The organism is Aeromonas sp. ASNIH5 (assembly GCF_002902865.1).
Classification (GTDB): Bacteria; Pseudomonadota; Gammaproteobacteria; order Enterobacterales; family Aeromonadaceae; genus Aeromonas; species Aeromonas caviae.
This window is the reverse complement of the sequence record NZ_CP026122.1, coordinates 2,477,900-2,501,163: the sequence shown is the minus strand read 5'-3', so window position 1 is coordinate 2,501,163 and position 23,264 is coordinate 2,477,900. Positions and strand designations below refer to the sequence as shown.

Annotated in this window: 18 protein-coding genes and 1 pseudogene; 15 read left to right on the top strand and 4 right to left on the bottom strand. The window is 61.3% G+C overall.

Annotation, left to right across the window (positions count from 1 at the left end; genetic code table 11):
- Positions 1-40: 40 nt before the first annotated feature.
- Both C2U30_RS11620 and C2U30_RS11615 read left to right on the top strand, forming a co-directional pair.
- Positions 41-2,020, top strand: coding sequence for a bifunctional 2',3'-cyclic-nucleotide 2'-phosphodiesterase/3'-nucleotidase (locus C2U30_RS11620; RefSeq protein ID WP_043153994.1), 1,980 nt, complete (start codon positions 41-43; stop codon positions 2,018-2,020).
- A gap of 124 nt (positions 2,021-2,144) precedes the next feature.
- A complete protein-coding gene (locus C2U30_RS11615; protein ID WP_076611394.1) occupies positions 2,145-3,347 on the top strand; it encodes an ISL3-like element ISAeme19 family transposase in 1,203 nt (400 codons plus the stop codon).
- A gap of 99 nt (positions 3,348-3,446) precedes the next feature.
- Here the strand turns inward: C2U30_RS11615 and lpxL are convergent, their stop codons facing one another.
- On the bottom strand, positions 3,447-4,370 hold the full coding sequence (gene lpxL, locus C2U30_RS11610) for an LpxL/LpxP family Kdo(2)-lipid IV(A) lauroyl/palmitoleoyl acyltransferase (RefSeq protein ID WP_103243797.1): 924 nt from the start codon (positions 4,368-4,370) through the stop codon (positions 3,447-3,449).
- A 248-nt stretch (positions 4,371-4,618) separates the two neighbouring features.
- On the opposite strand from lpxL, the gene hldE reads away from it, so the two are divergent.
- Positions 4,619-6,046 carry a bifunctional D-glycero-beta-D-manno-heptose-7-phosphate kinase/D-glycero-beta-D-manno-heptose 1-phosphate adenylyltransferase HldE gene (gene hldE, locus C2U30_RS11605; protein ID WP_103243796.1) on the top strand — a complete coding sequence of 476 codons (1,428 nt, stop codon included), beginning with the start codon at positions 4,619-4,621 and terminating at the stop codon, positions 6,044-6,046.
- A 154-nt stretch (positions 6,047-6,200) separates the two neighbouring features.
- Here the strand turns inward: hldE and tolC are convergent, their stop codons facing one another.
- Complete coding sequence (tolC, locus tag C2U30_RS11600; protein ID WP_029313618.1) at positions 6,201-7,526, bottom strand: outer membrane channel protein TolC; 1,326 nt, start codon at positions 7,524-7,526, stop codon at positions 6,201-6,203.
- 306 nt (positions 7,527-7,832) lie between these two features.
- Here tolC and nudF point away from each other — a divergent pair, with 306 nt between their 5' ends.
- The 11 genes and pseudogenes from nudF (at position 7,833) to parC (ending at position 19,380) form a co-directional block, all read left to right on the top strand.
- The gene (gene nudF, locus C2U30_RS11595; protein WP_199767269.1) at positions 7,833-8,474 is read left to right on the top strand and encodes an ADP-ribose diphosphatase; all 642 of its coding nucleotides are present in this window, start codon (positions 7,833-7,835) and stop codon (positions 8,472-8,474) included.
- A 99-nt stretch (positions 8,475-8,573) separates the two neighbouring features.
- Entirely contained in the window at positions 8,574-9,020 is a 447-nt protein-coding gene (locus C2U30_RS11590; protein ID WP_039039758.1) for a DUF1249 domain-containing protein, read from the top strand.
- A gap of 27 nt (positions 9,021-9,047) precedes the next feature.
- Complete coding sequence (cpdA, locus tag C2U30_RS11585; RefSeq protein ID WP_041214382.1) at positions 9,048-9,866, top strand: 3',5'-cyclic-AMP phosphodiesterase; 819 nt, start codon at positions 9,048-9,050, stop codon at positions 9,864-9,866.
- Between the two features lie 9 nt (positions 9,867-9,875).
- Positions 9,876-10,463, top strand: a complete 588-nt coding sequence (locus tag C2U30_RS11580) for a YqiA/YcfP family alpha/beta fold hydrolase (protein WP_103243794.1) — start codon at positions 9,876-9,878, stop codon at positions 10,461-10,463.
- Between the two features lie 2 nt (positions 10,464-10,465).
- Complete coding sequence (locus C2U30_RS11575; RefSeq protein WP_103243793.1) at positions 10,466-11,089, top strand: NUDIX hydrolase; 624 nt, start codon at positions 10,466-10,468, stop codon at positions 11,087-11,089.
- A 36-nt stretch (positions 11,090-11,125) separates the two neighbouring features.
- Positions 11,126-11,530, top strand: coding sequence for a GFA family protein (locus tag C2U30_RS11570; RefSeq protein WP_103243792.1), 405 nt, complete (start codon positions 11,126-11,128; stop codon positions 11,528-11,530).
- 171 nt (positions 11,531-11,701) lie between these two features.
- Positions 11,702-11,944 (top strand): DUF1656 domain-containing protein, encoded by a 243-nt coding sequence (locus tag C2U30_RS11565; RefSeq protein ID WP_039039819.1) that lies wholly within the window; start codon positions 11,702-11,704, stop codon positions 11,942-11,944.
- The gene (locus C2U30_RS11560) at positions 11,937-12,803 is read left to right on the top strand and encodes an efflux RND transporter periplasmic adaptor subunit (protein WP_010672778.1); all 867 of its coding nucleotides are present in this window, start codon (positions 11,937-11,939) and stop codon (positions 12,801-12,803) included. The genes C2U30_RS11565 and C2U30_RS11560 overlap by 8 nt, the downstream gene beginning before the upstream one ends.
- Position 12,804: 1 nt before the next feature.
- A pseudogene (locus C2U30_RS11555) lies at positions 12,805-14,807 on the top strand (FUSC family protein).
- Positions 14,808-14,920: 113 nt separating this feature from the next.
- Positions 14,921-16,831, top strand: a complete 1,911-nt coding sequence (gene parE, locus C2U30_RS11550) for a DNA topoisomerase IV subunit B (protein WP_042015440.1) — start codon at positions 14,921-14,923, stop codon at positions 16,829-16,831.
- A gap of 254 nt (positions 16,832-17,085) precedes the next feature.
- On the top strand, positions 17,086-19,380 hold the full coding sequence (gene parC / locus C2U30_RS11545) for a DNA topoisomerase IV subunit A (protein ID WP_103243791.1): 2,295 nt from the start codon (positions 17,086-17,088) through the stop codon (positions 19,378-19,380).
- Positions 19,381-19,468: 88 nt separating this feature from the next.
- On the opposite strand, the gene C2U30_RS11540 is transcribed toward parC, so the two are convergent.
- Positions 19,469-20,593, bottom strand: a complete 1,125-nt coding sequence (locus C2U30_RS11540) for an HNH endonuclease (protein WP_103243790.1) — start codon at positions 20,591-20,593, stop codon at positions 19,469-19,471.
- A 373-nt stretch (positions 20,594-20,966) separates the two neighbouring features.
- On the opposite strand from C2U30_RS11540, the gene C2U30_RS11535 reads away from it, so the two are divergent.
- A protein-coding gene (locus tag C2U30_RS11535) for an IS3 family transposase (protein ID WP_103243789.1) occupies positions 20,967-22,129 on the top strand; the annotation gives its coding sequence in 2 pieces (ribosomal slippage) (positions 20,967-21,222 and positions 21,222-22,129; 1,164 coding nt in all).
- Positions 22,130-22,398: 269 nt separating this feature from the next.
- On the opposite strand, the gene C2U30_RS11530 is transcribed toward C2U30_RS11535, so the two are convergent.
- Positions 22,399-23,160 (bottom strand): CPBP family intramembrane glutamic endopeptidase, encoded by a 762-nt coding sequence (locus C2U30_RS11530; RefSeq protein WP_158654912.1) that lies wholly within the window; start codon positions 23,158-23,160, stop codon positions 22,399-22,401.
- Positions 23,161-23,264: the final 104 nt, after the last annotated feature.

Here is a 23,264-nt window from a genome sequence, read left to right as displayed (position 1 = left end):
CGTTACTCATAATAAAAGGGAAAAAACAGTGAATAACACCATGAAGCTGGGGGCTATTGCCGCCATCGTGCTGCTGTCTGCCTGCAGCAACGAGAATGACAGCAAGGCGCAGCCGGGGACCGTCTCCCTGCGCCTGATCCAGACCTCCGACATCCACTCCAACGTGCTGGGCTACGACTACTACCAGAACAAGGAGGATCGCAAGTTCGGCCTCTCCCGCACCGCCCTGCTGATCCGCGCCGCCCGCGCCGAGAACCCCAACAACCTGCTGCTCGACAACGGTGACCTCATTCAGGGCACGCCGCTGGCGGACTACATCTTCGAGCAGTCCGGTGCCGGCTACCTCGAGAAACAGGCGCACCCGGTGTTCAAGGCGATGAACGAGCTGGGCTACGACGCGGGCAACCTGGGCAACCACGAGTTCAACTACGGCCTGGACTACCTTGGCAAGGTACTGGCGGGAGCCGACTTCCCCTATGTGAACGCCAACGTGTTCGAGGCGGGGGCCTTCAAGCGCGATGCCAAGGGACAGATTGACTGGAGCGGCAACAAGTTCACCCCCTATCTGCTGCTTGAGCGCGAGGTGACCGATGACAAGGGCCAGCGCCAGCGCGTCAAGGTGGGCATCCTGGGTCTGACCCCGCCCCAGGTGCTGCAGTGGGACAAGCGTCATCTGGAGGGCAAGGTGGTGGTGGCCGACATGGTCGAGACCGCCAATCACTATGTGCCCGAGCTGCGCGCCAAGGGCGCCGACATCGTGGTGGTGGTGGCTCACACCGGCATCAATGCCAGCAGCTATGAGGCCATGATGGAGAACTCCGCCTGGCATCTGGCCAAGGTGAAGGGGGTGGACGCCCTGATGCTGGGCCACGCCCACAAGAACTTCCCCGGGGACTTCCCGGATCTGCCGGAGGTGGACAACCAGGCCGGTACCCTGAGCGGCATTCCCACCGTGATGCCCGGCTACTGGGGCAACCACCTCGGCATCATCGACCTCAAGCTGGAACAGGTGGACGGCAAGTGGCAGGTGAAGCAGAGCCAGGCCAGCCTGCGCAAGATAGACGCCAGCGAGGGCAGTGCGGTGGATCAGCGGGTGGTGGACTTGGTGCAGGCGGATCACGACGCCACCAACCAGTGGCTGGACGAGCCGCTCGGCAAGATCACCTCCCCCATCCACAGCTTCTTCGCCCTGGTGCAGGACGACCCCTCGGTGCAGCTGGTGAGCGATGCCCAGCGCCGCCACGCGGAGCAATTGCAACAAGACGGCCTGCTCAAGGAGTCCTACCCGATCCTCTCGGTGGCGGCCCCCTTCCGTGGCGGTCGCAACGGCATCAACGACTTCACTTACGTGGCTCAGGGTGACATCTCCTTGCGCAACGTCTCCGACCTTTATATCTATCCGAACACCCTGCAGGTGGTCGAGGTGAACGGGGCCACCGTCAAGGAGTGGCTGGAGATGAGCGCCGGCCAGTTCAACCAGATCGACACCGGCAAGACCGGGGTGCAGTGGCTGGTGAACGAGAGCTTCCCCACCTACAACTTCGATGTGATTGACGGGGTCAGCTACGAGGTGGACATCACCCAGCCGGCCCGCTACAGCAAGGACGGGGTCAAGGTGAGCGACGGCCAGCGCATCAGCGGCCTCACCTTCAACGGCCAGCCCGTGGACCCGGCCCAGAAGTTCTACGTGGTGACCAACAACTACCGCGCCAGCGGCGGCGGCCACTTCCCGGGCATCGACGGCAGCAATATCGTCCATGAAGATCCCTTCGAGACGCGGGAGATCATCGCCCAGTATCTGAAGGCCCAGTCTGCGGACAACCCGGCCGGCTTCAGCCCGGCGGCCAACAACAACTGGCACATGAAGGCCCTGCCCGCCAACGTGGACGTGCGCCTCTACTCCTCGCCGACCGACGAGGCCAAGGCCCTGGCGGGGGCGGATCTGTCGTACCAGTCCACCCTGCCGATGGATGACGCCAAGCACCCCGGCTACGCCATCTACCGCCTGATCCGCCAGTAAGGCAGACGCTGGCAGCCAACAAAAAAGGTTCTTCGCGGGATCTTGGGGAAGTGGAAGTTGACAGACAGGGTGCTGGTAAACTGGCTGTCTCCAAACACACCACCACCATCACCCTGCTGTCGCCGTGCATCATATTGATATTGCCTCCTTCTGGCCAGGTTATACCGTCATCGCCCAAGCGCTTTCTGCCAACCATCACACCCTGTTTACCCTTGAGCCTCGCGCCGACCTGTTGCCCCGTTGTCGCCGATGCCTGCAACCCACGCCATTGATCCACGACCAACGTATCCGCCGGGTGCGTGAGCGAGACCTATTTGACCGACAAGTCTGGTTACAACTGCCTGTTCGCCGCGTCGACTGTCTGCGCTGTGGTCGCGTCAGTGAACATATCGACTGGCTCCCCTCTGGCTCCCGCCTCACCCGGCGCATGCAGTGCTGGATTGAAGCGCTCGTTCAGTACCTCCCCATCCGCCATGTCAGCCAGCTCACCGGGGTCGGTTGGCACACCATCAAGGAGATCGACAAGCGCCGTTTGCAGACCAGTGTGGGCACCATCGAACTTGGGGAGGTGCGGCGGCTGGTGATGGATGAGTTTGCCCTGCACAAGGGACACCGCTATGCCACCGTGATCATGGATGCCGAGCGAACCCGCGTCCTGTGGGTGGGGCACGGCAACAGCCGGGCCGCTATCCGTCCCTTCTTCGAGCAGCTCGGCGAGCGATGCCAGCAGATTGAAGCGGTGGCGATGGACATGAACACGGCGTTCGACCTGGAGGTGAAGCAACACTGCCCGCAGGCGGAGGTGGTCTACGACCTGTTCCACGTGGTGGCTCGCTATGGCCGAGAGGTGGTGGACCGGGTGCGAGTGGAGCAGGCGAATGCACTGAAAAGCGATAAACCGGCGCGAAAAGTGGTCAAAAGTGCGCGTTGGTTGCTGCTACGTAATCGGGCGAAGTTGAGTGAAAAACAGGATGTGAAGTTGCAGGAGCTGTTGGCGGCGAATCAACCGCTGGCGATGGTGTACGTGCTGAAAGAGGGGTTGAAGGGCATCTGGTATGCGCCGAGCGTGTGGGAAGGATGGCGACGATGGCGGAGCTGGATGCGGCAGGTGAAGGAAAGCGGGCTAGCGCCGCTGCAACGATTTGGTCGAAATTTATCGAAATATATGCGGGGGATCCTGGCGAGTGCAAACTACCCGATGCACACGAGTGTGCTGGAAGGGGTGAACAACAAGATCAAAGTGATAAAGCGTATGGCATATGGATTTAGGGACTCAGAATACTTTTTTCTGAAAATCAAGGCGGCCTTCCCCGGAAAGCCGCGATGAACCACAAAAAAGCCCTCGCAGTGCGAGGGCTTTTTCATGGGGCGCGGTGCCATCCTGTCCTGTCGTCTGGACTTGCCCGGTCGACGGGGCGGGAGGGCATCAGTAGTAGCCGGGATCGTCCGGATTGGGGCGGGTCTTGAAGCGGCGGTGCAGCCACATGTACTGCTCCGGCGCCTTGCGCACGGCGGCTTCAATTTCGCGGTTGGCGCGGCTGGCATCCGCCAGGTCGTCACCGCTCGGGTAGTCCGCGAGCGGGGCCCCGATATGCAGGGTGTAGCCCTCCCGGGTGCGGATGTTGTAGCAGGGCAGGGTGACAGTGTTCTTCACCCGGGCCAGGGTGGCGGTACCCGTGATGGTGGCGGCCTGCTCCACCGCGAAGTAGGGCACGAAGACGCTGGCATGGCTGCCGTAGTCGTGATCCGGTGCATACCAGAGGGCGTCGCCGTTGCGCAGCGCCTTGATCATCCCCTTCACGTCCATCCGGTCCACCAGGTATTTGTTGGAGGCGCAGCGACCGTGGTACTGGGCGTACTCCAGCACCGGATTGGTGTTGGGGCGATAGACACCGACCCCGGGGCGCACCAGGCCGAAGCAGCGGGCATTGAGCTCAAGGGTGAGGAAGTGGCAGGAGAGCAGCAGCATCCCCTGGCCCTTCTCCATGGCGTTGATGACGTGCTCTTCCCCTTCCACCTTCATCAGGCGGCGCATCCGCCAGTCTGGCCAGAACCAGGCCATGCCCACCTCGAAGATGGCGCAGCCCACGCTCTCGAAGTTCTGCACCAGGAGGGCTTCGCGCTCATCCCGGCTGAGCTCGGGCATCGCCAGCTCCAGGTTGCGGCGGGCAATCTTGACGCGGGATTTCAGCAGTTTGCGGGCCAGGGTGCCGAGCTGGCGGCCCAGCCACATCTGGCTGCGCCAGGGCAGCAACACCAGCAGCCAGAGCAGGGAGAGGCCCAGCCAGCTCCCCCAGTAACGGGGATGGAACAGACGGGGTTCGAGGCGGGGAGCGTGTTCTTGGGCCATGAAGAGTCTCTTGTTCGCAAAGGCAAAGGGGGGAGTCCGACCGAACCGGGGGGCCTGTGTGGGGTGGCCCGGCGCGGATGCGGTCACTCGCATGTCGAGGATTCTATCCGAAAAGCGGGGGCGGGCGCGAATCGCCGTCATCTGGTCAGAGGGGGCGTCAGGGGGCAGGGCCGTGCTTTTTTCACGCCCCGGAAAAGAGTGTGATAAAATCGGCCGCTGAATTTTTCAGGTTTTGAGAGCCGATACAGATGAAAATCACCCTGCCCGAGTTTGAAAAAGCCCACATCCTGGTCGTTGGCGATGTCATGTTGGATCGCTACTGGCATGGCCCTACCGGCCGGATCTCCCCCGAGGCGCCGGTCCCCGTGGTCAAGGTCGAGCACATCGAGGAGCGCCCGGGTGGCGCCGCCAACGTGGCGCTCAACTCCGCCGCCCTCGGCGCCCAGGCCGTGCTGCTGGGCCTGACCGGTCAGGATGAAGCCGCCGATGCCCTCGCCAGCCAGATGGCCGGGGTCAAGGTGGCCTGTGATTTCGTGCGCCTGACCGACTATCCGACCATCACCAAGCTGCGGGTGCTGTCCCGCAACCAGCAGCTGCTGCGCCTCGACTTCGAAGAGGCCTTTCACGACGTGGATGCCAGCCTGCTGATGGGCAAGGTGGAGCAGGCGCTGCCCCAGGCGGACGTGATGATCCTCTCCGACTACGGCAAGGGCGCCCTCAACGATGTGCCCGGCATGATCCGGCGTGCCCGCGCCGCCGGTATCCCCGTGCTGGTCGACCCCAAGGGGACCGATTTCGAGAAGTACCGTGGTGCCACCCTGCTGACCCCCAACATGTCCGAGTTCGAGGCCGTGGTGGGCAAGGTGAAGGGGGAGGAGGATCTGGTCGCCAGGGGGCTGGAGTTGGTCAAGCGCTTCGAGCTGGATGCCCTGCTGGTCACCCGTTCCGAGAACGGCATGACCCTGATCCGCGAAGGGCAGCCCGAGCTGCACCTGCCGGCCCAGGCCCACGAGGTCTATGACGTCACCGGTGCCGGTGACACCGTCATCTCCACCCTGGCGACTTCCCTTGCCGCGGGCAAGAGTCTGGATGAGGCCTGCGCCCTGGCCAACACCGCCGCCGGCATCGTGGTCGGCAAGCTGGGGACCTCCACCGTGAGCCCGGTGGAGCTGGCCAACGCCCTCTACACCGAGCAGGAGACCGGCTTTGGCGTCATGTCCGAGGCCCAGCTCAAGGTGGCCGTCCAGGCCGCCCGTCTGCGCGGCGAGAAGGTGGTGATGACCAACGGCTGCTTCGACATTCTGCACGCGGGTCATGTCTCCTATCTGGCCAATGCGGGCAAGCTGGGGGACCGCCTGATCGTGGCGGTGAACACCGACGAGTCCGTGCGTCGCCTCAAGGGGCCGGGTCGCCCGGTCAACCCGACCGAGCGCCGTATGACTGTGCTGGCGGCCCTGGGTGCCGTGGACTGGGTGGTCCCCTTCAGCGAAGACACTCCCCAGCGTCTGATCGCCGAGATCCTGCCAGACCTCCTGGTCAAGGGGGGCGACTACAAGCCCGAAGAGATCGCCGGTTACGCCGAGGTGACCGCCAACGGCGGCGAGGTGCGGGTGCTGAACTTCGAGGACGGCTGCTCCACCACCGACATCATCAAGACCATCCGCGAGCGCGGATAAGCGTAAAACCCGGCCAAGGCCGGGTTTTTTGATGGGGCTGCCGGGTCGGTGACATGGCCGCTGCCTGGCAGGCCCCGACCAACGCACTTCCAGCGGCGAACAGAGATGAAAAAGGCGACCCCGGGGTCGCCTTTTCTCATGGTGTGCGCCTGGCTCAGGATTTCTTGGTGACCTGGGCGGCGGGCATCAGACCCTGGTTCACCTCTTCCAGATCCTTCTGCTCCAGGATGCCGGCGGCCTGCTTGAGGGAGAGGATGCTGAGGATGTAGTTGTAGCGGGCCTCGGAGAGCTTCTGCTTGGCCTGATACAGCTTGCGGGTGGAGTCCAGCACGTCGACGATGGTGCGGGTGCCTACCTCGTAACCGGCCTCGGTCGCCTTCAGGGCGCTGTCGGCGGAGATGACGGACTGGCTGTAGGCGCGGACCGAGCCGATGCTGGCGTTCACGTTGTTGTAGGAGGAGCGGACCGTGCTCTGCACCGAGCGGAAGCTGCGCTCGAGCTGTTCGCTGGCGGCCACGTAGTTGAACTGTGCCTGCTTGACCTGGGAGGTGGTGGCCCCGCCGGTGTAGATGGGCAGCTTGAAGTTCAGGCCGATGTTGCCCTGATTGCTGTTGCTCTCGGGGTTGCGGATCTCGTCCTTGTAATCGTTGTAACCGGCGTTCAGGCCGGCGCCCAGATCCAGGGTCGGTTCATGACCGGTCTTGGCCAGATCGATCTGCTCCTTGGCGATGTCCTTGCCGATGCGGGCGCTGTGCAGCTCCAGGTTCTTGTCCAGGGCCAGTTCCAGCCACTTGTCGGAGTTGAACGCGGTCTTCTGCGGGCTGAAGCGATCGGTGTTGAGCACGTCCAGTTGACGGTGGTCGATACCGGTCAGCTCGCGCAGGCTCTCGTAGCTGTTGTCCAGGGTGTTCTCGGCATTGATCTCGTCCGCCAGCGCCTGATCGCGCTCGGCCTCGGCCTCGTGCACGTCGGTGATGGCGGTCAGGCCCACTTCGAAGCGCTGCTGGGTCTGTTCAAGCTGACGCTCGACCGCGGTCTTGTTGGCACGCACGAATTCCAGGGTATCCATGGCCTTGAGCACGTCGAAGTAGGCCTGGGCGGTACGCAGCATCAGGTTCTGGTACTCGAGGTTGTAGGCCACGTCGGACTGGGTGGCGCTCTTCTCGGTCAGATCCAGGTTGACCCAGTTGCTGCGACGGTAGATGGATTGATCCAGGGTCACGGAGCCGGTAGCGCCCGTGTTGGTCATGGTGTCGTTCTTGTTTTGCAGGTAGTTCAGGCCGGCGCCCAGGTTGATCTGGGGCAGCAGGGCTGCACGGGATTCGTTGATCTTCTCGAAGGCCTGGTCCCGCTTGGCCTTGGATTCCAGCAGTTGGGTGTCCTTGATCTGGGCCTGTTGGTAAATATCGAGCAGGTTTTCGGCATGAGCGGCGCCGCTCACACCCAGCATCACCATGACTGACAAGAGTGTTCTTTTCATATGATAGTTTTAACCTTTTGTATCAACCCAAAGCTGTCCGCTGGATGAAGGGGGGATTGTCACCGACCAAGCTTGATTTCAGCTTAACCACTCTACTATAAGCAGATTTCATTGCGAACTGTCTCTTTTCCAGCTGCGGAAACGTCAAGGTCCGGGGCGAGTTTTCTCGGCAACGCGCCTAGCCAAATGCCCTGTGGCTGCTAAAATCCTTCCCTCATCGTCGGCGAGAGCGAGTGAATGAATGTTCATTCATGCCCCCGAATATTATGGTCAAACCAAGCCAAGTCAAGCTGGCAGGAGTCTCGAATGTCACAGCAAGCCTTGCCTCAAACCTGCCACTACTCCAGCGATGATGTGAAAATCATTGAAAAATCAGCTGGATATAATGGCTTCTTCAAGGTGAATGTCTACCGCCTGCAACACAGGCTGTTTGCCGGTGGCTGGAACGCCCCCATCGTCCGGGAACTGTTCGAACGTGGCCATGCCGCCGCCCTGCTGCCTTATGATCCGGTGCGGGACGAGATCGTGCTGGTGGAGCAGTTTCGCATCGGCGCCATGGAGACCAGCGCCACCCCCTGGTTGCTGGAGCTGGTGGCCGGCATCATCGATGAAGGGGAGACCGCCGAGGCAGTGGTGCGGCGCGAAGCGGTGGAAGAGGCAGGGATCGAGGTGGGACGCTGCGAACACGCCATCAGCTATCTGGTGAGCCCGGGTGGCAGCACCGAGCGCATCGAGGTGTACGTGGGCGAGGTGGATGCCAGTCAGGCCAAGGGGATCCACGGTCTGGCGGAAGAGGGGGAAGACATCCGGGTCCACGTGGTGAGCCGCGAGCAGGCCTATGCCTGGCTCAAAGAGGGGCGCATCGACAATGCCGCCTCCGTCATCGCCCTGCAGTGGCTGGCTCTGAATCACGGCGAGCTGCGGGCACGCTGGCTGGCGGGGCGCTGAGGTGACGCTCGTTCAGACCCGGGTCAGGTGCCCTGTGTCCGACTGGAACACTGTGCAGTGGGTCCACCCTTCATGGACCCTGATTGAGGGAGCCGCGACATGTCATTAGTCCAGAGCCCGATGAAGCGCTATGTGCCTGATTTGATGTCCTTGCAGCGTACCTGCGAGGTCAATTACATGGCGCTGATGAAACTGTTGCCGCCCGGCGGCAGCGTGGGTGCCGAGCGCCGCTATCAGGTCGGCAACGGCCTGCAGTTCCAGCTCACGGTGACCGAGGAGAGCCGCTTCACCAGCCAGGTGATCCTGGCCCAGCACAACCCCGAATTGCCGAGCTACTTGCAAGCCCGGATAGAGATTCGTTTGTATCATGATGTGCGAATGGCGGAAGTGTGTGCGGCGCAACAGATTTCAATGTTGCAACCACGTTATGATTATCCCAATCAAAAAATGCATCACAGGGATGAAAAGGAGCAGGTAAATCTATTCTTGGCCGATTGGTTGAGATTTTGTCTCAAACACGGCACCAGCCTGATTAACATCCTCTAGTCGAACCCATAAAAAAGAAGCGTGATTTTGGAAACAGAGCTACCTCAGGCGCCGGACGGCAGTGTGCGCCTGTTACAGATTACCGATACCCATCTCTTCGCCAGTGCCGAGGGGCGGCTGCTGGCCGTACCCACGGCGCAGAGTCTGGCCGCCGTGCTGGAGCGAGTGCAGGCCAACGAGCACCCGTTCGATCTCATCCTCGCCACCGGGGATCTCTCCCAGGATCACAGCCCGGAGTCCTACCAGCGCTTCGCCTCCATGATGGCGCCCCTGGCTCGCCCCATCTACTGGTTGCCCGGCAACCACGACGACGGCCCTCTGATGACCGAATACCTCCATGCGGCCGGCATCAGCGAGGCCAAGCAGCTGGTGGGGGAGCACTGGCAGGTGATCCTGCTGGATACCCAGGTGCGCGGCAAACCCCACGGGGTGCTGGGGGATCACCAGCTGGCGGCCCTGGATCAGGCCCTGCGCCAGCATCCCGAGCGCCATGCCCTCATCGCCCTGCACCATCAGGCGGTGCCGGTGGGCTGCGCCTGGCTGGATCAGCACAACCTCAAGAATGCCGACGACCTGTTCGCCGTGCTGGCCCGCCACCCGCAGCAGAAGACCATACTGTTCGGCCACGTCCATCAGGAGTTTGACGAGGTGCACCACGGAGTGCGGCTCATCGCCAGCCCCTCTACCTGCATCCAGTTCAAGCCGCTCTCCGACGGTTTCGCACTGGACGAATCCGGCCCGGGCTGGCGCTATCTCACCCTGCACCCAGATGGCCGGGTGGCGAGCCAGGTGTGGCGCCTGCCGCTGGGGCAGTTCGTGCCCGACCCCAATGCCACCGGTTACTGAGGGGTTGCCATGAAGCCCGTCCTGCTCTATCTGCACGGTTTCAATTCATCCCCCGGCTCGGCCAAGGCGCAGCAGATGGCGGCCTGGGTGGCAGAGAACAGGCCCGATATCGAGGTGGTGATCCCGGCCCAGCCCAACACCCCGGCGGCCGCCTGGGTGGCCATCGAGCAGGCCATCGCCGACCTGAAGGCCCGCCACGGCAGCGCCCTGCGACTGGGCGCCGTGGGCAGCTCCCTCGGTGGCTTCATGGCCACAAGAGTGAGCGAGATGTACGGTTGCCGCGCCGCCCTCATCAACCCGGCGGTGCGCCCCCACGAGCTGCTCTGCGACTACCTCGGCCCCCAGACCAACCCCTACAGCGGCGAACGCTATGAACTGCTGCCTGTGCACATGGACGAGCTGAGAGCGCTGGCGGTGCCGGTGACTGCTCCCGAGCGGCTCTGGGTGCTGCAACAGCAGGAGGACGAGGTGCTCGACTATCGCAAGGCGCTGGACGAATACCGCTTTGCCCGTCTCTCCCTGGAGTGCGGCGGCGATCACGCCTTCACAGGCTTCGAGCGCTACCCCGCCCAGATCGTCCGTTTCCTCGGGCTCTAGCCATGCAACCGCCGTTGGCCGCCTTCCTCGAACAGGTACTGGCCACGGCCCAGGCGGGGCTCACCTATTCCCGCGATCCCTTCGACATCGCCCGCTTCGAGGCGCTGCGAGCGGCCACGGTGACGCTCATCGCCAGCCAGAGCGAGCTGGCCCCCGACGCCATCGACGACTGGATTGCCCTCGACAGCGGCTATCCCACCCCCAAGCTCGATGTGCGGGCCTTCATTCAGAACGATGCGGGCCATGTCCTGCTGGTGCAGGAGCGCAGCGACGGCTGCTGGACTCTGCCCGGTGGCTGGTGTGATGTCGGCGATTCGCCGGCGGACGCCGTGGTGCGCGAAGTGAGCGAGGAGACCGGCCTCGCCTGTCGGGCGGTGCAACTGCTGGCCCTGTTCGACAAGCTCAAGCATCCCCATCCCCCGCAGTTGCCCCACGCCCACAAGGCCTTCTTCCTGTGCGAGGTGACGGGCGGCGCTCTGCTTACCGACACCGATGAAACCAAAGGGGCGGGGTACTTCCCCATCGACGCCTTGCCCGAACTCTCCCGCCACCGGGTGGTGGCGTCCCAGCTACGCACCCTGCATGACCATCTTTTACAAGGGCGGCGGGATACCCTGTTCGATTAACCGGTTCGCAGCCTGACACTGCGGCAAGGAGGCAGCATGATCAAGCGTATCGGCAATACCCCCATTCAAGAGAAACACAAAGCCAGCTGCCACTGCGGCGCCGTGGTGCTGGAGCTGACCCTGCCGGATGGCGTGGTGGATCCGCGCCGCTGCGACTGCTCCCTCTGCCGACGTCGGGGCGCCATCGTCGCCTCGGTGCCGCTGTCCGGCATCCGCATCCTGCAAGGGGAGGCGGCGCTTCGCTGCTACCAGTTCAACACCCGCACCGCGAAACACTACTTTTGCAGCGTCTGCGGCATCTACACCCATCACCAGCGCCGATCCAATCCGGCGGAATATGGCTACAACCTCGCCTGTCTGGAGGGGGTCAACCCGTTCGATCTGGGAGAGGTGCCGACCCGCGACGGGGTGCATCACCCGGCAGATACCGTAGCCGATTGAACGCGAGGTGACTGCCCCGACGGGTGGCGGAGAGGACGGGCGAGGCGTTGCCGCGCCATTCCCGTGACGACACCTCAGAGAGTCATCTGCCTGTGTAGCCCCCGCAATGGCTGTGTTAACCTTGCCCTGTCCGTCTCCCGGCGGACCCCGGCCTCTCTCTTCATTTCATCTCTGCCAACAGGGGGCACACCCGTGACGACTGCTTCAGCGCTGCCGGATCTGATCCTCGGGGCCTCGCTCTACTTTCCGCCCCTGTTCAAGGCCGTGCTGCTCGGCCTGCTGGGCTGGCTGCCGCTGCACCATCTGCTGCGGGACTGGCTCTACGGCGGCGAGGTCTGGCACCCCCTGCTGATGGATCTCTCCCTCTTCATCCTCGCCGTCAGCGGCGCCCTATGGATATTGCTACATGGCTAAATCACCCCTTGCGACCCTCAAATACTTCTCCACCCTGCTGGTCTTTGCCCTGGCGCTGGTGTCGCTCTGGTGGCTGTGGAACGACTACATGCAGGGTCCCTGGACCCGGGATGGCAAGGTGAGGGCCGAGCTGGTCAGCATCACGCCCCAGGTGTCGGGCAAGATCGTCAGGATAGGGGTCAAGGACAACCAGCTGGTGAAGGCGGGGGAGCTGCTCTTTACCCTGGATCCCGAGCCCTATCGCATCGCGCTGGACAACGCCAGCGCGGCCCTGGCCAAGGCCAGGTCGGATCTCGACAAGGCGGAGCACGAGGCGAACCGTCGCCAGAGCCTCTCCCGCACCGTCATCTCCGCCGAGGCGGTGGATGAATCCAGGCTCAATGCCCAGGCGATGAAGGCGGCCTATGAGGTGGCCCAAGCCAATCTGGAGCAGGCCAGATGGTCCCTTGCCCGGACCGAGGTCCATGCTGCGAGCGACGGCTACATCACCAACCTGCAGGCCAGGGTCGGCAACTACGCCACCGCCGGGGTGCCCCTGGTGGCCCTGATAGACACCCACTCCTTCTATGTGCAGGGCTATTTCGAAGAGACCAAGCTCAGGCACATCGCCCCCGGCAAACCGGCCGAGGTGGTGCTCTACAGCGGGGATCGGGTACTCAGGGGGGAGGTGGAAAGCATAGGGCGCGCCATTCACGATCAGAGCCTGGAAGGCAGCGAGGGGCTGCTGCTCGACGTCAAGCCGAACGTGCCCTGGGTGCGCCTGGCCCAGCGGGTGCCGGTGCGGATCAGGCTGCTGGCGATTCCCCCGGATCTGGTCTTGATCGCGGGCACGACCTGCACCATCACCATAGGGGACTAGGGTGATCCCCTCGCTCTGGCGCCAGACCCCCTGGGGCAAGGCCAACGGCGGCCAGTGGCGCTATGCCCTGCGCAATGCCCTGGCCATGTGCCTGTCGCTCTGGCTGGCGTTCGTGCTGCAACTCGACTCCCCATACTGGGCCATGACCTCCGCCGCAGTGGTGAGCTTTCCCACCGTGGGAGGCGTCATCAGCAAGAGCCTGGGGCGAGTGGTGGGCAGCCTTATCGGCGCCATGGCGGCGGTGATGATCACCGGCCTTGGCATCGGTGATCCCTGGCTCTTCAGCCTGCTTATCGCCCTCTGGCTGGGGGGTGCACCTACATCTCCAACCACCATCAGAACAACGTCTCCTACGGTTTCGCCCTGGCGGGCTATACCGCCGCCATCATCGCCTTCTCCTGCGTCAACCTGACCGACCCGCAACATATCTTCGACATCGCCCAGGCCCGGGTGAGTGAGGTGATCGTCGGCATCCTCTGCGGCGGCCTGATGATGATGATCCTGCCGAGTTTCTCCGATGGCGAGACCCTGCTGGACTCCCTTGGCAAGAGCCAGACCCGGCTGCTGGAACATGCCCAGCTGCTCTGGCTCGGGGAGACGGGCGCCGATGTGCGCACCGCCCACGAGGGGGTGATCGGTCAGATCCTCACCCTGAACGTGCTGCGCATCCAGGCAGTCTGGAGCCACCACCGCCTGCGCCGCCACAACCAGTTGCTGAACTATCTGCTCCATCGCCAGCTGAGGATGGTCAGCCTCATCTCGGGGCTGCGCCGCATGCTGCAACACTGGCCAGAGGACGCCGTCGACCCGGCCCCCATGCTGGCCGCCGTGCTGCGGGAGCTGGGACAGGGGGGCTGCGACAAGCTGCGCATCGCCCGCCTGATGGCGCCCTTCGTGGCCCGTTCGGGGGATGATTATCGCTGTCAGGCCTTCTGGCTGCGGCTGCGCCACTTCTGCTGGAGCTACCTGGAGTGTCAGCGCTGGCTGGAAAGGCTGGCCCGCCACGATGGCCAGGAGTGGCCGGCGCCGCCGCGCCACAGCTCTCTGACCAGCCACACCGACGGCCTGGAGGCGGCCTACAACGGGGGGCGTACCTTCCTCTGCGTGATGCTGGGCTGCACCTTCTGGATCCACAGCCAGTGGGATGCGGGCGCTGCGGCCCTGACCCTGCTCGCCATCTGCTGCGTGCTCTATTCCGCCACCCCGGCCCCGGCCAAGGGGGCCCAGACCATGCTCAAGGCCATCGTGCTGCTCAGCTTTATCTGCTTCGGGGTCAAGTTCGGGCTGATGATCCGCATCGACGACTTCTGGATCTTCTGCGCCCTGCTGTTCCCCGCTCTCATCACCCTGCAACTGCTGAAATTGCAGCGACCCCAGGGAGCGGCGCTCTGGGGCCAGCTCATCGTGCTGCTCGGCTCCTTCCTCGCCATCACCAATCCGCCGAGCTACGACTACCTCGCCTTCGTCAACAGCAGCCTCGCGCAGGCACTGGGGGTGATGAGCGCAGGGCTGGCGTTCCAGCTCCTGAGGCCCAGCTCGGATCGGCGCAAGAGCCGCCGCCTGATGCATCGTCTGCGGCGGGATTTCGTGGACCAGCTGGCCCCGGCCCCGCATCAGAGCGAGGGGGAGTTTGAATCCCGGGTCTATCACGCGGTGAGCCAGCTCAGCCAGAGTCAGGATCAGGGGGCCCGGCTCTGGGTGCTGCGCTGGGGCGTGGTGCTGCTCAATTGCAGCCATATCGTCTGGCAGCTCAGGCTCTGGCGCAGCCGGGATCCGGCCCTCTATCTGGTGCGGGACGGCTGTCTGCGCTGCCTGAAAGGGATTCTGACCGAAGGGGGCGTGCAGCACGAGACCCTGGGGCGCACCCTGGCGGAGCTGGACCGCATCAGCCAAGGGCTGGGGGAACATGCAGACCCGGCGGCCCGCGCACTGGCGGGGCTGGTGTGGCGACTCCACTGCTCCCTCTCCCAGCTTGTGCAGGCCCTGCCCGGGGAACCCGCCTGATCCCGGGCGGGGAGGCCGGAGCCCCTCTGGATCACCCTTTGCGAGCGCCCCATTTGTCCCGGGCCCTCCCAGCGAGTAAGATTCCCCCCAAACGTCAATTCGCAAGGCCCTCCATGTCCACTCAATACAATGCGGATGCCATTGAGGTCCTCAATGGCCTTGAACCGGTGCGTCGCCGCCCCGGCATGTACACCGACACCACCCGGCCCAATCACCTCGGCCAGGAGGTCATCGACAACAGCGTCGACGAGGCGCTGGCGGGTCACGCCCGCAATCTGGAGGTGATCCTGCACGAGGATCAGTCCCTCGAGGTGATCGACGACGGTCGCGGCATGCCGGTGGACATCCACCCGGAGGAAGGGGTCTCCGGCGTGGAGCTGATCCTCTGCAAGCTGCACGCGGGGGGCAAGTTCTCCAACAAGAACTATCAGTTCTCCGGTGGCTTGCACGGGGTGGGGATCTCCGTGGTGAACGCCCTCTCCGATCGGGTCGAGGTGACGGTGCGCCGGGACGGCCAGGTCTATGACATCGCCTTCGAGCGGGGCGACAAGGTGTCTGATCTGACCATCACCGGCACCTGCGGACGCCGCAACACCGGCACCCGGGTGCGCTTCTGGCCGGAGGCGCGCTACTTCGATTCGCCGCGCTTCTCGGTTTCCAAGCTGGAGCACCTGCTCAAAGCCAAGGCCGTGCTCTGCCCGGGCCTCACCATCAAGTTCCTCGACAAGAACACCGGCATCAAGTTGGAGTGGTGCTATGAAGACGGCCTCAAGGATTACCTCATCGATGCGGTCAAGCAGTTCACCTGCCTGCCGGAGCAGCCCTTCGTCGGCTCTTTCAGCTCCGAGCAGTCGGCGGTGGACTGGGCCCTGTGCTGGTTGCCGGAAGGGGGCGAATGCCTCGCCGAATCCTATGTGAACCTCATTCCCACGGCGCTCGGTGGCACCCATGTCAACGGCCTGCGCCAGGGGTTGCTCGACGCCATGCGCGAGTTCTGCGAGTTCCGCAACCTCTTGCCGCGCGGGGTCAAGCTGACCCCGGAAGACATCTGGGATCGCTGCGCCTACATCCTCTCCATCAAGATGCAGGACCCGCAGTTTGCAGGGCAGACCAAGGAGCGACTGTCGTCCCGCCAGAGCTCGGCCTTCGTGTCGGGCGTGGTGAAGGATGCCTTCAGCCTCTATCTGAACAGCAACACCGAGCTGGCCGAACAGCTGGCGGAGCTCTGCATCTCCAGCGCCCAGCGCCGGATGCGCGCCGCCAAGACGGTGGTGCGCAAGAAGATAACCCAGGGCCCGGCCCTGCCCGGCAAACTGACCGACTGCGGCTGCGCCGATCCCATGCAGGGGGAGCTCTTCCTGGTGGAGGGTGACTCCGCGGGCGGCAGTGCCAAGCAGGCGCGCGACCGCGAATTCCAAGCCATCATGCCCCTGCGCGGCAAGATCCTGAACACCTGGGAGGTGGAGGCCGGTCAGGTGCTCGCCTCGCAAGAAGTGCACGACATCTCGGTGGCCATCGGGCTCGACCCGGATTCCGACGATCTCAGTGGCCTGCGCTACGGCAAGGTGTGCATCCTGGCGGATGCGGACTCGGACGGTCTGCACATCGCCACCCTGCTCTGCGCCCTCTTTGTGAAGCACTTCCGCACGCTGGTGGAAAAGGGCCATGTCTATGTGGCCATGCCGCCCCTCTATCGTATCGACATCGGCAAGGAGGTCTTCTACGCCCTCGACGAGGACGAGAAGAACGGCGTGCTGCAACGGGTCGAAGCCGAGAAGAAGAAGGGCAAGGTGATGGTGACCCGATTCAAGGGGCTGGGTGAGATGAACCCGAAACAGCTGCGGGAAACCACCATGGATCCCAACACCCGCCGCCTGGTGCAGCTCACCATGGGCGCGGAAGGGGGGGCAGAAGGGGAAGATGGGGACGAGACCCTGCAACTGATGGACATGCTGCTGGCCAAGAAGCGCGCCGGTGATCGCCGTGAATGGCTGGAAGAGAAGGGCAACCTCGCCATCATCTAAAGCGAGTCGCAAGTACCCCACCCCGGCCCTCCCCTTCGCAAGGGGAGGGGGCCAAGCCTCTCCTCCCCCTCATGGAGGGGGAGGTTGGGAGGGGGGCTTGTGATTCACCGTCGGCCCCCTGCCGACCCGCATTTCCGGCGTGCCCTCCAGGGGCGCGCCATAGCAAGAGAAAAACATATGAGTGATGCTATCGAGCTCAGTCTGTTGGATGAAGTAGAGCGCCAACCAGCTCCCGAACCGAAAGAGATAATCACATGAGTGATGCTATCGAGCTCAGTCTGGACGGGGTAGAGCGCCAGCCAATGCGCACCTTTACCGAACAGGCTTACTTGAACTACTCCATGTACGTCATCATGGATCGGGCCTTGCCGCACATCGGGGACGGCCTCAAACCGGTGCAGCGGCGCATCATCTACGCCATGAGCGAGCTGGGTCTGTCGGCGCTGTCCAAGCACAAGAAGTCCGCCCGTACCGTGGGTGACGTGCTGGGTAAATATCACCCCCACGGCGACAGCGCCTGTTACGAAGCCATGGTGCTGATGGCCCAGCCCTTCTCCTACCGCTACCCGCTGGTGGACGGTCAGGGCAACTGGGGTGCGCCGGACGATCCCAAATCCTTCGCCGCCATGCGTTATACCGAGGCGCGGCTGTCGCGCTTCTCCGAACTGCTGCTCTCCGAGCTCGGCCAGGGCACGGTGGAGTGGACGCCGAACTTCGACGGCACCATGAAGGAGCCTGTGGTGCTGCCCGCCCGCCTGCCCCACATCCTGCTCAACGGGGTGACCGGCATCGCGGTGGGGATGGCGACCGATATCCCGCCCCACAACGCCCGCGAAGTGGCCCACGCCTGCGTGGCGCTACTAGATAATCCCAACGCCGGTTTGAACGATCTGATGGCCCATGTGCAGGGTCCGGACTACCCGACCAATGCCGAGATCATCACGCCCCGCGATGACATCCGCAAAATCTACGAGACCGGCAAGGGCTCCATCAAACAGCGAGCGGTGTGGAGCGAAGAGGATGGCGACATCGTCATCACGGCGCTGCCCCATCAGGCCTCAGGCGCCAAGATCATGGAGCAGATCGCCGCCCAGATGGTGGCGAAGAAGCTGCCCATGGTGACCGATCTGCGGGATGAATCGGACCATGAGAATCCGACCCGTCTGGTGATCGTGCCGCGCTCCAACCGGGTGGACGTGGAGGGGCTGATGGCCCACCTGTTCGCCACCACGGACTTGGAGAAGAACTACCGGGTCAACCTCAACATCCTGGGTCTGGACAACCGACCCCAGGTGAAAGACCTCAAGACCATCCTCACCGAGTGGTTGAGTTTTCGCCGTGAGACGGTGCGCCGCCGCCTGCAGTATCGTCTCGACAAGGTGCTGGCTCGCCTGCACATCCTCGAAGGCTTGCTCATTGCCTACCTCAACATCGACGAGGTGATCGAGATCATCCGCACCGAGGAGGAGCCGGGCCGGGTGATGATGGAGCGCTTCAACATCAGCGAGACCCAGGCCGAGGCGATCCTCGAGCTCAAACTGCGCCACCTGGCCAAGCTCGAAGAGTTCAAGCTGCGCGCCGAGCAGAATGAACTGGCCGAAGAGCGCGACAAGCTGGAACTGATCCTGGGTTCCGAGCGCCGTCTCAGCACATTGCTGAAAAAAGAGATCCTGGCGGACGCCGAGAAGTACGGCGACGATCGCCGCACCCCGCTGGTGGAGCGTGCCACCGCCGTGGCGCTGACCGAGAAGGAGCTCACCCCGAGCGAGCCGGTCACCGTGATCCTCTCCGACAAGGGCTGGGTGCGCGCCGCCAAGGGTCACGACGTGGATGTGGAGGGCCTCTCCTACAAGGCGGGGGACGGTTATCTGGCCCACGCCCATGGCCGCAGCAACCAGCAGGCGGTGTTCCTCTCTACCCTGGGACGTACCTACTCGCTGGAGGCCCATACTCTGCCCTCTGCCCGCAGTCAGGGCGAGCCGCTCACCGGCCGCTTCGCGCTGGGGGCCGGCGAAGAGGTGCGCCATCTGGTGATGGGCAATGAAGGCGAGCCGTACCTCATCTGTTCTGACGCCGGTTACGGCTTCGTCTGCAAATATGACGACCTGATCGGTAAGAACAAGAACGGCAAGGCGCTGCTCACCGTGCCGGAAGGGGGTATCGTCATGGCGCCCCAGAGGATAGGCGCGCCGGACACCGATCTCTGCATGGCCATCTCCAACGAAGGGCGCATGCTGCTGTTCCCGCTCAACACCCTGCCGGTGCTCGGCAAGGGCAAGGGCAACAAGCTCATCAGCATCCCGTCGGCGCGCGTGAAGGCGCGGGAGGAGTTTATGGTGATGGCCGCCGTCATCCCGCAGGGCCAGTCGGTGACCCTGTTTGCCGGCAAGCGCAAGCTGACCCTCAAACCGTCCGATCTCGACTACTACCGCGGCGAGCGCGGCCGCCGCGGCGCCAAGCTGCCCCGCGGTTTGCAGCGGGTCGATCGCATCGAGATTGAACCCGCCGCCGGTGCCGAGCCGGTAGCCGGGGAAAATCAGGAAAGGTAATTAATATAGAAGGGCGCGAAAGCGCCCTTTCTATTAAATATAAAATTTAAAAACTGAATTAATGATATTTAGTGGTTGAGTATAGAGACTAGATTAATTTTTTTCGAATGAATCTGATATAGTAAGGGGTGAGTTTTCGTGCAACTGAATCAGATATTTCATTAATTATATCTGACGTTAGTATTGTGCCATCAGGGTACTTTGAGTAAACGTCTTTTATGCCAGCTTCAACTAGACTATCTATATGTTTATCTTGTTGTATCTTTTTTGATATAAACGCAGTGCGAAAAAATCGATACTTTATTTTCTCGACATTAGCACCGGTCAATAAATAGCCTCCATTTCCAAAGAGCTCTTTGTCAAATAACCATGGTATTTCTACTTCTTCGGTTTTTTCACTGGTTACATCATAATAGTAAGTATGCGATATATTATCGCCAGTATACTCTGTGTTTAGAATAATGAAAAAACAAAGAGCATTGAAATACTCAATATAACAATAAAGGATTTTTTCTCTAGAACATCCTTGAAGATGAATGATATGAGATACAGACTCTTCCTTCAGTACTGGCTCAATAAGCTTAGATGGATAATTGAAAACGCAATTTAAGTTTTTCTCACCTTTAATATATGGAACAAGATGAGTAATGAATTCTTTATCTCCACCAGAAAAAATGTAGTAATTAATAGCAGCTTTACACACAGCTCTAAATACACCATCACCACCAATACTTGTTGAAACTCTAACTGAGTCATCTAAGTATGTCGTTTGCCACATGGCATCAGTCATGCATTTATCTAAATTTATTTGTGGATATGTTCGTTTTAAACCTGAGAGCACTTGTTTTAATTGTTTTTCATCTTTTGCTTTTATCTCTAATGTTACCAAATTATCATCTTTTGTAATATTCCTCACTGGGGTTTTTAAAGTCGGATATCCACCGGGGAGAATATCATAAATCATCCCTGTGCTTGTCTGTGTTGCCGTAATTGTTGGCGCTGGATTTCTATGCCGTTTTACATTAAAGGCGTTGGAGAAAAATGACAACTGCTCAGCAAGTTCTGCATCGAATGAATCACCTAAGCTGGAATTACATCTTCTGCATATTAAATTTTTTGATTTTAACCTACCACCACAGGCATTTATAATAATATGTTCTTCTGTGACATTGTTATCTTTTAATAGAGTGTCGCATATGTAGCAGGTAGGCATATAACTCCTTGTTTCAACGCTATTAAAATTTATTTAAAGCAATAAGCTATCACAAACTATTTATTCTTTCATGTTGTTGTATCGTTGGTTTGTTCTGCGAAGGCCCGTAGGTCTGATTAGCGAAGCCTAATCAGACGATCGCGAAAACAGGTTGCCGTAATTTTGCCGGTGTTCCAGCTGATCTCTTCTCTATGTCCATCGCCACCGGGATTGCGGTGCGGACGATTACGCTGCGCTAATCGACCCTACGCGCTCCTGCTTGATTCAACGCTCTGCGGCTTGTCGGTGGCTTCTGTTGTGATGGTTGTAGTGGTCTAATCATCCCGGACACCGTTTTAGGTGGTACAGTCGCCACCATTATTTGAGGTGTTCAATGACAAGATTACGTCGCTCATTTACTGCCGAGTTCAAGCTGGAAGCCGCATCCCTGGTGCTCGACCAAGGCTATTCAGTCCCCGAAGCCAGCCGTTCACTGGATGTCGGCGAAACCGTGCTGCGTCGATGGGTTCAGCAACTTCAATCAGAACGAAGTGGCGCTACACCTGCTAACCGGGCGCTGACCCCTGAGCAGCAAAAAATTCAGGAGTTGGAAGCCCGCATCAACCGGCTTGAACGCGAAAAGGCCATTCTAAAAAAGGCTACTGCTCTCTTGATGGCGGACGAACTCGAACGTACGCGCTGATAGACCGATTAAGGGAGCAAGCCCCCACCACCCTGGTCTGTTGCGCTTTCGGTATACCAACCGCCTGTTTTTACGACTATCTGGCTCGCAGGCGCACAATTAACCGTGAACGGGTGCAGCAGAGAAGTGAGTTACGGTGTTTGTTCAAAGAGAGTAGAGGCTCAGCTGGCAGCCGGGCCTTGATGTCAATGATGCGGGCACTGGGGCATCAGATTGGTCGGTTCAAGGTGCGTCGCCTGATGAAGGAGGCCGGGCTGGTCTCCAAACAACCGGGAGCTCATCGTTATCAGATCGCGCGGTCTGAACGACCGGATATTCCCAATCTTCTGGCGCGTGAATTTGATGTCCAGCAACCCAATCAGGTGTGGTGCGGCGACATCACTTACGTATGGGCAGGTGGCCGCTGGCATTACCTGGCCGCGGTGCTCGACCTCCACACCCGACGGGTCGTGGGCTGGGCGATGTCCGGCAGGCCTGATGCTGAGTTGGCCGTGAAAGCGCTCGACATGGCGTATCAGCAACGGGGCTGCCCGTCTGGCGTGCTGTTTCACTCCGACCAGGGCAGCCAATACGGCAGCCGGGTATTTCGGCAACGGCTGTGGCGCTATCGCATGACCCAGAGCATGAGTCGGCGTGGCAACTGCTGGGATAACGCGCCGATGGAGCGGCTGTTCAGGAGCCTCAAGACGGAATGGCTTCCGACCACGGGGTACATGAGCCTGCGGGAAGCCAAGCGGGATATCAGCTACTACCTGATGGATTACTACAACTGGCGGCGCCCGCATCAACACAATGATGGGATACCGCCAGCAGAGGCCGAAAATCGGCTTAACTGTGTGTCCGGATTTAGTTGACCACTACAGGTTTATTCCCCCTCATCCCCGACCCTTCTCCCGCAAGGGGAGAAGGGAGCCCAGACCGCAGCATTTTTGGAATGCGTGACATCTATGGCTACAGGTTGGCAGGCGCTGATCCCCTCTCCCCTTGGGAGAGGGTCAGGGTGAGGGGAGGCCGAGGTCTGATTAGCGAAGCGTCATCAGACATTCGCGAAAACAGGCTGCCGCCATGCTGCGGGCACGCCTACGGCTCTCTCTATCCATGGCCAGCCTGTGTATTGCGTGCATCAGGTGCCTGTGTGGCTGCCAAGCAGCAGCATCAGGCTAAACAGCAGCCAGTCATTGATGATGTGTGAGCCGGTCGATACCCAGATGTTTTTGGTGATGATGTAGCCACTGAGCAGCACGATGCGGGCCGTGCCGATCACCAGAAAACATTGCAGAAAATTCCAGTCATAAGTGGGCAGGTGCATGGCCCCGAAGATAAGGGCAGTCGATAGCCAGGCGATGATGATGGCGGACTTGCGCGTCAGGCCGAGCTTTTGGTGACAAAACCAGAGGATGGCCAGAAAAGGCAGGATGGAGACCACCTCCTCGCCGAAGAGCTGGGGCGCCGTCTTGAGATAAAAGAGGATGCGCGCCGTATTGGACGCCTCTGCCAGCATGGCGTTGACCGGGTTTGCATTCAGCTGGAACAGGTGCTGCATGGCCATGGCAACGGTGATTGAGACCAGTATGTTGATGCCGGTAATCGCCAGCATCAAGAGACAATCCCGCCGCGTCGGCGTTCGAAACAGTGAGCGCCACCCTGTTCCCGCCACCATGGCGAGCACGGCCAGAGGAATGAGAGGGAACAGGAGTGCGGGCACAAAGCCCCCTGAGGTGGTCTTGAAAAAGTCGATGGGGGCGGAGAGTGCCGCAAACCCCAGGATGACCCCCAGCAGGATGAGAGCCCAGCCACGGGCAGACGGGGTGTGAGGATCCTGGCGATAGAGGGGGAAATCCCCTGCGCTCTTGCGCTCGATCCCGAGGCGCTCACTGTCATTCAATACCGGCATTGCTGTAGGTTGATGCTCACCCATGGTGATCCTCGAGATGTCTATCCGTTGCTGTGCAGACAACCCTACACCAGAAAGGGGGGAAAGGGGCGCCG